An 11,035-nucleotide genomic window follows, 5' to 3' on the forward strand; every position below is an offset into this window, starting at 1 on the left:
CCGGGCTGCGCGAAGGTGGGCGCTATGCGGACACAGATCCTTGAGCTGCACACCGGTGGCTCGGAGAGCATCACCGACATCACAGGGCGGTGTGGAGACTTCGTCGCCGAGACCGGGGGCGACGGATTGCTCAACGTCTTCGTCCCGCACGCGACGGCGGGCGTGGCGATCATCGAACTGGGCGCGGGGTCCGACGACGACCTGCTCGCGTCCTTGGCCGACCTGCTTCCGGCGGACGACCGTTGGCGCCACAAGCACGGCACCGAGGGACACGGGCGATCGCACGTCATGCCTGCTTACGTCGCTCCTCAGACCACCGTCCCGGTGGTCGGGGGCAGACTCGAACTGGGTACTTGGCAGTCCATCGCCGTCGTCGACCTGAACGTGGACAACCCCGACCGCAAGGTCCGGCTGTCCTACCTCAACGCCGATTAGACGGCGCGGAGGGGCCCGAAGTGTGGCGTGATCGCCGGCGCGTTGACGCCAGAAGGCACTACCGTGTGAACTAGACCATCAGCGATGGTTACGGACCCACGCGACGGGCGGCGAAAAGCCCGACATCGTTATGACGACTGCTTCGGCAGGCGAGATTGATAAAAACCATCTGTGGAGGAGAACTTTCGTGAGCGCGACCGCGGGCCAGGCACAGAGCGAACGCGGCTTGGCTGACCGACTCGGATTCAAGCCGGGTCAGGTGGTGCAGGAATTCGGCTTCGACGACGATGTCGACGAGGGACTGCGCGCTTCCATCGCCGAACTCACCGGCGAGGCGCTGGTCGACGAGGACTACGACGGCGATGTCGACGCCGCACTTCTGTGGTGGCGGTCCGACGAGGAAGACGACCTCACCGACGCCCTGATGGACACGGTGACCACCATCGCCGACGGCGGGACCATCCTGGTCCTGACCCCGAAGGCGGGACGTGAACTGCACGTGTCCCCCAACGACGTCGCCGAGGCGGCCAACACCTCGGGGCTGTCCCAGACCAGTGCGGTCAGCATCGGTGAGGAGTGGTCGGGCACCCGCCTGGTCGTCCCCAAGCGGTAACGGGCCAAGACGTGGCAGGGCGCCCGCCGAGTGGCGGGCGCCGGCACCGACCTGCGCGCCGACCCGAACGAATGTGAACATGAGACACATCACCGAGGGCGACACCGCCCCCGCGTTCACCCTTCAAGACCAGTACGGCCAGGACACCACCCTGCCGTGGGGCGGACCCGCGCTGCTGGTCTTCTACCCGTTGGCCTTCTCCGGCGTCTGCTCGGGCGAACTCGCCGACCTGAAGGAGCACCACGCCGAGTTCGAGGAGCTCGGCGTCACCGTGCTGGCGGTCTCGGTGGACTCCACCTTCGCCCTGCGCACCTGGTCGGACCGGGAGGACTTCCCGTTCGCGCTGCTGTCGGACTTTTGGCCGCACGGTGCCACCGCCGAGGCCTACGGGGTGTTCGACCCCGAACGAGGAGTCGCCCGCCGAGGTACCTTCCTCATCGACTCCGAGGGTGCCGTCGTCTGGTCGGTTCTCACCCCGACCTGGCAGGCCAGGGACGTGACCGAGTACCTTGCGCGGGCTCGGTCCCTGAACGGATAAACCGGGCGCATCCGGCTCCGTGAAGCGGTATGATCACTCGCGAAGCAGCGGGCGCGTAGCTCAGTTGGTTAGAGCAATTGCCTTACAAGCAATAGGCCAGGGGTTCGAGTCCCTTCGCGCCCACTCCACTCCGGAACGACCTTGCTCGGCGGCCTTCGGCCGCCTCGCCGGGTCGTTTCGTCATTCCTGCCGGGGGAGATCCCCGAGCCCCCAGGAGACCTCCTCCGTCGCGGCGCGTCGTCGATGAGAGAGCCCAAGCGGTTGCAGGCTTCAGAGTGATCGATTCCGGAATCTGGTCGGATGCCCATGAAGTCGCAGTACACGGGCGTGATGGGAGGCCTGGGGATTCAGACTTCTTACAAACGGTTGCATTAACCCCCCTTGACACGGAAAGCGCTTTCTTTACTCTCGGGTGTAGAGCAGGTCAATGCTCATGCTCTACTACGAAGGGTGAGCAGTGAGACGATCAATCAAGAGTCGACTCGTGACGACGCTGGCCGTCGCGGCCGCCGCGGTCACGGTGGCGGCCGGTCTGGCCCTGCCGATGACCTCGGCGTCGGCACAGGTCGGTGAAGCCACGGGTTACGCGACCCAGAACGGTGGAACCACCGGCGGAGCGGGCGGACAGACGGTACGTGCCACCACGGGAACCCAGATCCACGAGGCCTTGTGCAATCGGTCCGGTACCGACACCCCGATCATCATCGAGGTGGAGGGAACCATCGACCACGGCAACACCTCCAAGGTGTCGGGCGACAGCTGCGACACCGCCGACGACGTGATCGAGCTCAAGAGGATCAGCAACGTCACGATCATCGGTACCGGCGGCGGAGCCGTTTTCGACCAGCTGGGCATCCACATCCGGGAGTCCAGCAACATCATCATCCAGAACGTGACCGTCCGGAACGTCAAGAAGTCCGGTTCTCCCACGTCCAACGGCGGCGACGCCATCGGTATGGAGAGTGGCGTACGCAACGTCTGGGTGGACCACGTCACCCTGGAGGCGTCGGGCGGGGAGTCGGAGGGTTACGACGGCCTCTTCGACCTGAAGAACAACACTCAGTACGTCACCCTCTCCTACAGCATCCTGCGTAATTCCGGCCGTGGCGGATTGGTCGGGTCCAGCGAGAGCGACCGCTCGAACGGCTACGTCACGTACCACCACAACCGGTACGAGAACATCGACTCGCGCGCCCCACTCCTGCGCGGCGGTACGGGGCACATGTACAACAACTACTACGTGGACCTGCACAAGTCCGGCATCAACTCCCGGGCCGGGGCCAGCGCGAAGGTGGAGAACAACCACTTCGAGGACTCCAAGGACGTCCTGGGCACCTTCTACACCGATGAGATGGGCTCCTGGGAGGTCGGCGGCAACATCTTCGACAACGTGACCTGGTCCAGCCAGGGCGACGAGAACCACCCCGCCGGGCCCGACCCGCAGTCCAACACCTCGGTGAGCATCCCCTACCCCTACGAACTCGACGACGCAGCCTGTGTGCTGGACGTGCTGAACCAGACCGCGGGCGCCGGCAAGGGCAACCGGACCTCGGACGGCAACTGCGAAGCGGAGGAACCGACCGACCCGGAGCCGACCGACCCCGAGCCGACAGACCCGGAGCCGACCGATCCCCCTGACGGGACCAACCTCAGCATCGGGGCCGGCGCAGACGGTTCCGGTAAGGCCGGTGGGACCAGCTACGGGAACGTCCTCGACGGCGACATGAACACCTACTGGTCACCGAGCGGCTCGACCGGTCGTATCTCGGTCAAGTGGGGCTCCGAAACCACGGTGTCCACGATCAACATCCGTGAGCAGGCCGGAGCCCAAGGCAACATCGGCTCGTGGAGGGTCACCGACCACGACACCGGTGCCGTCCTGGCCACCGGCAGTGGAGCGGGTGCCATCACCTTCGAACCGACGACGCTTCGAAAGATCGACTTCGAGATCACCGGCTCGAACGGCACGCCGCGCGTCGCCGAGTTCGAGACCTACACCGGCTAGTCACCGGATGGCGTAGGCGGCGGCGAGCCGGGCCGGGATATGGACGATTCACCCGGAATCCACTCTCCCCGGGACGGCCCCGTTGGAGGACCCGGTCCTCTTCGCGGGGTCGTCCCGTCGTTTCCCCTGGAAGTGGTCTTCCGTGCCTCGGTCAGGAATCGAGAAGCCCCGCTCGGCTCGGGTATCTACCGTGGGTACCACCACACGGTGAGTAGAGGCATGGGAGCAGTGATGAGCAGCGGCGAGAACAAGGACGCCTCCGCGGAGCAGGGGCTTTCCGAATGGGAGCGCGCCGCCCTGAAGGAACGGGTCGCGGAGAAGAAGACCGCCGCCCGCCGGGGCCGAGGCGCGGACAAGGCCGCAGCCGACGCGCGGGACGTGCGGGACAAGATCGCCTCGATGCCGGAAGGGGACCGGGAACTGGCCGAGCGGGTGCACACCCTCGTCACGACAGCAGCCCCGGACCTGGCCCCCAAACTCTGGTACGGCCAACCCGCCTACGCCAGGAAGGGGAAGGTCGTGTGCTACTTCCGCAGCGGCCGGATGGACAAGGAGCGCTACTCCACGTTCGGGTTCTCCGAACAGGCCGCCCTGGACGACGACAGCGGTCTGTGGCCGACGGCCTTCGCGTTGACCGAACTGAGTGAGGCGGCGGAGAAGCGGATCAGCGAGTTGGTCGAGCAGGCCGTGCGCTGAGAACGAAGGACCGGGGGACGCGGGCCACCCCGTCCGCGCCCCCTCGGCTCACTCCGCTTCGGGGGCCTCACCCAGGAAGAACGCGGTGGTGCGGTCCCGGGCGGCCTCGGCCTGTTCGCGAGGGGTGCCCGAGGCGATCCCCGCCTCGGCCCAGGCGGCGCTGCTGTCGGTGATGAACCTGCGGCCCTGCTTGGTGGTCTCCCAGCCGTCGGCCTCCACCGGGGAGTCGATGTCGGTGCCCAGGTGCGCGGCCAGACCGATGAACGCCAGGTCCCAGCCCACACCGGTCGCGCCCGGTCCGAACCGTTCCCAGAACGCCTCCACCTTCTCGGCGTCGGCGGTGTGTTCCAGGGTCAGACGCGCGCCCTCGCTGTCGGGATCGACCCGCACCGAGATCCAGCTGACGTCACCCCCGAACTCCCACGTGGCGTCGAAGGACCGGGGCGGCTCGCAGGCCTCGATGACGCCGCTCGCGTTGCCCTCGATCCGGTAGGCGCCGCCCAGACGCAGGTCGCCCGCGACCGGGGCGAACCAGCGGGGGAGGCGTTCGGTCGAGGTGCAGGCGTCCCACAGGTCCTCGACGGTCGTGTCGTAGCGCTGGGAGATCACCGACACCAGCGTTCGTCGGCCCTCCCAGTCACGGGTCTCCAACCCGCGCGTGACCGCCTCGATCTGAGCGTCCACGTCCAGGTCCTCGTACTCACCCATCGTCTTCCCCCTCCATACGGTGCTGTCGCTTGCCCCGGGCGATCTCGGTCTCCAGAGCGGCCAGCCGCGGCGCCCAGAAACGTCGGAACGGGTCCAACCAGGCGTCCACCGGGCGCAGGGCCTCGGTGTCGACCGCGTACAACCGCCGGGTGCCCTCGGCTCGCACGGTCGCCAGCCCGCTCTCCCGCAACACCCGCAGGTGCTGGGAGACGGCGGGCTGGCTGATCCCGAACTCCTCACGGACCACCTTGGTCAGCTCGCCCGAGCTGAGTTCCCCGTCGGCGAGCAGTTCCAGCAGGCGGCGCCTGACCGGATCCCCGAGTACGTCGAAGGCGTGCATAAGCGCATAATATCAACATGTGCTTATATAAGCGAGGGCTTAGATTGAGCGGAGGAAGTCCAACAGGGCCGCGTCGACTTCCTCGGGCCGCTCCTGCTGGGTCCAGTGGCCACAACCCGGCAGGGTGATGTCGTCGCGCAGCTTCGGCACGATGTGCGGCAGTGCCTCCCGCAGTTCCGGCACCCCCTTCAGGGCGGTGACCATGTCCCTGTCACCCACCATGTACAGCGCAGGCACCTCGATCCGCAGCCCCTGGAACGCCGCCATCAGCCCCTGGTTGCGGTCGATGTTGCGATACCAGTTCAGCGGCCCGGTGAAGGCGTCGGGCGCCGAGTAGTCCTCGGTGAAGACCGCCAGGTCCTCGGCGGTCAACCAGGCGGGCAGCTCGGAAGGTTCGGGCAGGGACTCCACCACGGTCGCCCCCTCGGGGACGATCCACGGCACGGGCTCGGGGGAGGGGCCGTCACCGGAGGCGGTGACCAGTATCCGGCGCAGCGTGGCGGCCGGGTCCGCGGCCAGTTCGGCGTCGGCACGGCCGGGCTCCTGGAAGTAGGCCTGGTAGTAACGGTCCCCGTAGATCGCACGGGAGGACTCGATCGATGGCATGCCCGCCGGCGGGAGCGGAGGGACGCTCAACCCGACCACGCCGCGCACCAGGTCGGGGCGGAGCAGGGCGGTGGTCCACGCGACCGGCGCGCCCCAGTCGTGTCCCACGACCACGGCGTCCTCGGCGCCCAACGCGGTGATCAGCGCGGTGACGTCCCCGACCAGGTGTGGCAGGGAGTATTCGTCCACGCTCGCGGCCCGGTCGCTGCGCGCGTAGCCGCGCTGGTCGGGGGCGGCCACCCGGTAACCGGCCTCCGCCAGCGGGGCGAACTGGTGTCGCCAGGAGTACCAGCTCTCCGGGAATCCGTGCAGCAGCAGGACCAGCGGTCCCTCACCCTGCTCGGCCACGTGCAACCGCAGCCCGTTCACCTCGACGTGGTGGTGCTTGAGGTCCATGTCGGTTCCTTTCGTGTTTTCGGGCTCGATCGGTCATGCCTCGGATCGCAGATCGGCCAGGTAGCGGTGGTGCGCTCTTCGACGGTTCCGGTAGACCAGGGCCAGGAACGCGTACACCATGCCCAAGCTCATGACGGCCCCGCCCAGTGTTCCCAGCCAGGTCGAGAAAAGGGCGAACCCGGCCACGGCCATCAGGGAAAGTGGTGCCAAGACCATGCTCACCAGGGCACGGGCAGGGGAACATCGTTCGGCGACGGCCGCGGAGGACACCCCGACCAAGGCGGGCCCCCAGAACACGGCTTGCAAGATGAGAAAGGTGAGACCCCATGCGCGTAGTGGCCACCGGCGACGTGCGTCCGCGGTCAACCAGGGCAGTAGCACCAGGGTGGCCGATAGCGACACCGCGGTCGTGGTCAGGATCGCCGCCTCCGCCTCCGAGGGCGCGAATGTCGTGAGGACGAGAGGGAGGAGGAAGTGGCGTACGCGGAATGTGTAAGGGGTGGGAACACCGACGACCTTGGCGCGGCCGTCCGGCTTCCACAAGGTCGTGTAGTCCATGGGACGTCGGTCCACGACCATGGGGCGCAGGTTCCCACGTGCCTTCGTGGCCTCGCACCAGTCAGGGTCCGGGTCCCCGGCCGGGGTCAGACCACGTTCGAGAACGGTACGCCAACGGCCGACGTTCTCGCCGCGCTCGATTCGACGGCGGGCCAGGCCCTCCATGACGGTGCCATGGCCGGCGAGGGCCGCTCTTCCGGCCGCCCGTTCGGCCTCCCGGTCATCGCCCCGTTCCTCCGCGAGGCGGACGTGGGAGTCCAAGAGGGCGACCTGAGCGGAGACGTCGGGCGCCGCGCCACCCTCGGACAGAGCCCGGGCATGGGCGAGGTGCTCCGAGTCGGTGATATCGCCACCGGGCAGAGCCTGGAACAGAGCGGCGTTGTCCCAGTCCCCTTCGAGCTCCAGATCTCTGGTCACATGGGACAAGTCGAGATGGCACCGATGCTCCCGCAACCAGCCGACCGCGACCAGGGCCAGGTCGGGGCGAGCCGCCTCCAACAGCGGGTCCACCGGGGACTTGTTCTGGGACATGAATCGGACGCGGACGCCATCGGAATACTCCGAGGCCGGAGCCAAACACTCGATGATGTCGTCGGCCAGGTGCAGCGCGCCCGCTCTCACCAAGTGGACCAGAGCACGCTGGGCGTGGTGCTCCGAGTCCAAGTGGTAAGAACGCCACTGAGCGTGCCGGAGGGATTCCTTCTCGTTCGACACGGGTCGAGAGCGTTCGTGGGCGGCCTTCGCGTCGGCGACCTCCTCGCCGAGAAATTCCAGCAGCGCGCGCACCCTGGCGTGTTCTCCCGACGCCAGATGGCCCCGTACCAGGAGGGGGACCGCCCCCGAGCCACCGACACGCAGCGACGCCTCCTCCAGTTCATCGGCCGAGGCCGCGTCTCCTTTGATCCGGTACATCTGGGAGGCCGAGACGAGAAGGACCCCCATCAGCAGGCGGCCCTCGTACCGGCGGGACACCTGCGATCCAATGCTCAGGGCAGGATGGGTCGGCCGATCGGCGGCCCACCTTTCCCTGCGGGTGAACCCGGGAACGGTGTCGACCCCCTCGGCCAGGTGACGCGCCAGGGTGAGCGGTGTGCCGTGTCTGAGATGACGGACCAACGCCCGCGACTCCCGTCGATGGGCCTTGGCTTCTCGCCCCTCCCGCACTGTTGTGGGCAGGACGACTCCGCTCAGGTAGTGCAGGAGATCGCCGTCGACGAGTTCTCCCCCTCGGGGGCGCAGCGTTCGGGCTCGCTCGTCGTCCCCCGCGGCCTCTGCCGACCAGGCCAGTAGAGTCAGCAGTGGTCCGTTCCGCCACGGGGCCCACGGGTAACGCATGCGTTCCGCCGCCTCGGAAGCCACAGGTTCGGTCGATAGGCCATGGACGACCTCCTCCAAGGCCGCCCCGTGGAGGGAGCCGGAGGCCAGTACTTCGATGGCCTCCGCGGGCCGTCCCTGTTCCGTGAGCAGCTCCGAGAGGGCGGAAAAGGAGTCGGGATCGTCGGTGTGACCCGCGGATCTGCGAGCCAGATGTGCGGCGGCGCTCGTGTCCCCTCGACGCCTCAGGTGCCGGATGAGAACCGCCTGCACCTGTCCCATGCCGAATCGGCCCAGGTGGTCGTATATCTCAGGGAAGGCCAGACGTTCGGCGGCCGCCAGATCCCCGGTGCGCAGGTGCAGTCGTAGCGCGAGTTTCTTGGCCCCGAGGTCGGTGAAGCCTTCCAGGAGGCGCGAGACCACCTCCGTACGGCCGGAGAGCGCCAGCGCGTTCATGTTCACCGCCAGATCCCGCCAGGTGGCCCCGGCGCGGACGGCGAGTTCGAGGAAACGGGCACAGGTGTCCCAGGCCTCGACGCTCTTCGCGATCTGGGCCACGGTGTTCAGACATTGTGGATCCCCGCACTCGGCGAGGGCCTCCAGGAGTTCGGGGTGGACCGGCCACCCCTGAAAGGTTTTAGGGGACGCCGGACCATGGAAGGGCGCCGTTCGTTCCAGAATCGGCTCGTGCACCCCGGCGGACACACAGCGTCGGGCGATCTCGACCCGGATCAGGGGGTGCAACGGATGGGAGTCCTCTACCAGCAGGTCGTCCAGAGGATCCGAGTGGCCGCTCTTCGCGTTTTCGATCGCCTGGTCGATCCGTTGATCCCACTCGGCTTCCCACGCGGACTGTTCCGCTTCGGCGGCTTGGGCCTCCTCCGGACCGATGCGCTCCAGGCACAGTCGGATCCCCGTCCGGTCACGGAGCGGCCGGAGCAATTCGACCATGGCCCGAAGTCCATCGGGGCCCGTGTTCTCTTCGAGGATCCGTGCCAGAGCGCGTTTTCTCTCCTCCGAGGCCGTGTGAAGGCGAAGGGCGATCTCTTCGACGACCCGGTCGGTGCTTTCGGTCCGTCGCAGCAGGGCGAAGGCGGCCCGAGTGAGTTCGGGTCGGTCGGCGGTATCGAGCAGTTCCAATAGAGCGTTGGGGCGTCCGGAGAGGGCGGCGTCGGTGGCCAGGCGCTCCGCGGTCGCGTGGTCACCGGCGCGTGTGCGCAGCCGCGCGCGGCGCTCGAACTGCTCGCCTCGCCCTGGGTAGATGAACGGGGGAGTGTCTCGGAGAACGATCGCGTCCACATGCCGCAGGAGCAACCGGTCCTCGGCCGCCCGGGCGAGCTCGGGGAGCGTGTATACCTCGTTTCCCGCGGGGCCGCTCAACGCCTCCCAAAAGGAGTCCGGTGGGCACAGGTGGCGGCGCTGATCGCGTCCGTACTCCTCCAGGTAGTCGGGGAGCAGATACCGTGCCCTCCGCTTCTTCTCGGCCGGATCGGGGATCAGCGGCCCGGGGGTTCCCGGCCCCCGCCGCGTCAGACTCTCGACCACGGTGGTGAACCACTTATCGGGCAACCGCGCGCGTTCGGTGGGGGAGAGGTACCCGGGGGCCGCGCCCTTGAGGAAGGCTGCGGGAAAGGAGAATCCGTACTCGACCAGCCTGGAGGCGTCCATGACGACCTCCAGGACCGCGCGCTCGACCGGGGTGCCGTGCCGGTAGCGGCGGAGCAGGTCCAAGGCGCCGGACAGCGCCTGGGTGACCTGACCCTGGTCGCCCTCCCTCAGGGCCCAGAGCAGGCGTCGATCGGTGCGGGACAGGTCCGCGTTGGCGCGCAGTTCGGCCGAGGTGAAGGAGCCCGGGACGATGATGTCGCGTGCCCGATCCAGCAGATGGCGACCCTCCCTGCCGGTGGAGGCCTCATCGAGCAGCTCCCGCCAGTACTCCGGCCACAGCGAACCCAGGACCAGGACGGGTCCGCGCGACGCGTCGGCGAGCAACCCCTGGAGCGCCTCCAGTGCCTCCGGTTCACGTAGGTACAACTGGGCCTCGTTGAGCCACACCACCGTGTGGGGCGCGACCCGATCCGCCCGCAGGGCCTCCTTCAGGGCCTCGGGACGAGTGGGCGACAGCGGATGCCACAGCCGCCAGTGCGAGGGCAGCTCCGCGTGGACCGCCTCCCAGCAGGCACGGGTCTTGCCCACCGACGAACCACCCACCAGCAGCACCAGACCGCTCGCGTTGCGCGCGTCGCGCACGGCCGCGCGCAACGGATCGTCGACGTCGGAGCGGTACAGGTAGGGCGGCAGTGGTGGAAGCTCGTCGCCGCCGGTGGGGTCGGCGACCTCGTGCACCTCGAAGGTGTGGGCGTCCGCGGGCGAGAGATCGCCCACGGGCACGCCGAGCGGTGCGGGCCTCGAAGGAGCGGGGTGGTGGTAGTGGTGCTCCACCTTGCCGATGAGATCGCGTCCGACCTCCGCGTTTCGAAGGTCGACGTGGTCGCCGCCGTACTCACGGGTCACCCGTGTCCCACCGCCCTCGCGTCGACGACCCCGGGGCTGGAACCCCTACCGTTCGGCCACTCTAGGCGTTGGGACGATGCCGAGGGAGGGCGGATCGGGTCAGCCTTGGCGGTTGAACGCCCACACCGACAGTGGGGCGAACACCGCGATCAGCCCCGCCGACCAGGCCAGCGTCCAGGTGACGGTGTCCCCGACCGGCGTACCCGTCAGCAGGGCGCGGGCGGCGTCCATGACGTGGGTGACCGGGTTGATCCCCGCCCAGCTCCGCAGCCAGTCGGGCAGGGTCTCCACCGGCGCCGCCATGCTGGTGCC

10 protein-coding genes and 1 tRNA gene are annotated in these 11,035 nt (G+C 68.2%); 6 read left to right on the forward strand and 5 right to left on the reverse strand.

The window, feature by feature from the left end; translation table 11 throughout:
* Positions 1-24 precede the first annotated feature (24 nt).
* The 6 genes from ABZ717_RS21245 (at position 25) to ABZ717_RS21270 (ending at position 4,287) form a co-directional block, all read left to right on the forward strand.
* Entirely contained in the window at positions 25-435 is a 411-nt protein-coding gene (locus tag ABZ717_RS21245; protein WP_358513186.1) for a secondary thiamine-phosphate synthase enzyme YjbQ, read from the forward strand.
* Between the two features lie 187 nt (positions 436-622).
* Entirely contained in the window at positions 623-1,048 is a 426-nt protein-coding gene (locus ABZ717_RS21250) for a DUF3052 domain-containing protein (RefSeq protein WP_304070790.1), read from the forward strand.
* A gap of 79 nt (positions 1,049-1,127) precedes the next feature.
* On the forward strand, positions 1,128-1,586 hold the full coding sequence (locus tag ABZ717_RS21255; protein ID WP_358513188.1) for a peroxiredoxin: 459 nt from the start codon (positions 1,128-1,130) through the stop codon (positions 1,584-1,586).
* A 49-nt stretch (positions 1,587-1,635) separates the two neighbouring features.
* Positions 1,636-1,709 (forward strand) — tRNA-Val (locus ABZ717_RS21260).
* 421 nt (positions 1,710-2,130) lie between these two features.
* Positions 2,131-3,591 (forward strand): polysaccharide lyase family 1 protein, encoded by a 1,461-nt coding sequence (locus tag ABZ717_RS21265; RefSeq protein ID WP_358513208.1) that lies wholly within the window; start codon positions 2,131-2,133, stop codon positions 3,589-3,591.
* Between the two features lie 231 nt (positions 3,592-3,822).
* Entirely contained in the window at positions 3,823-4,287 is a 465-nt protein-coding gene (locus ABZ717_RS21270) for a DUF1801 domain-containing protein (RefSeq protein WP_358513190.1), read from the forward strand.
* A gap of 48 nt (positions 4,288-4,335) precedes the next feature.
* Here ABZ717_RS21270 and ABZ717_RS21275 read toward each other — a convergent pair whose 3' ends face one another.
* The 5 genes from ABZ717_RS21275 to ABZ717_RS21295 all read right to left on the reverse strand — a co-directional run.
* Positions 4,336-4,995, reverse strand: coding sequence for an SRPBCC family protein (locus ABZ717_RS21275; protein ID WP_358513192.1), 660 nt, complete (start codon positions 4,993-4,995; stop codon positions 4,336-4,338).
* Positions 4,988-5,335: a metalloregulator ArsR/SmtB family transcription factor gene (locus tag ABZ717_RS21280; protein WP_358513194.1), complete on the reverse strand. Its 348-nt coding sequence runs from the start codon at positions 5,333-5,335 to the stop codon at positions 4,988-4,990. The genes ABZ717_RS21275 and ABZ717_RS21280 overlap by 8 nt, the downstream gene beginning before the upstream one ends.
* Positions 5,336-5,374: 39 nt before the next feature.
* Positions 5,375-6,337 (reverse strand): alpha/beta hydrolase, encoded by a 963-nt coding sequence (locus tag ABZ717_RS21285; RefSeq protein ID WP_358513196.1) that lies wholly within the window; start codon positions 6,335-6,337, stop codon positions 5,375-5,377.
* Between the two features lie 33 nt (positions 6,338-6,370).
* The gene (locus tag ABZ717_RS21290; RefSeq protein WP_358513198.1) at positions 6,371-10,723 is read right to left on the reverse strand and encodes a hypothetical protein; all 4,353 of its coding nucleotides are present in this window, start codon (positions 10,721-10,723) and stop codon (positions 6,371-6,373) included.
* Positions 10,724-10,822: 99 nt separating this feature from the next.
* On the reverse strand, positions 10,823-11,035 hold a 213-nt coding region (locus tag ABZ717_RS21295; protein WP_358513200.1), incomplete at its 5' end, for an ABC transporter permease.

Source organism: Nocardiopsis sp. NPDC006832, assembly GCF_040635885.1.
GTDB lineage: Bacteria > Actinomycetota > Actinomycetes > Streptosporangiales > Streptosporangiaceae > Nocardiopsis.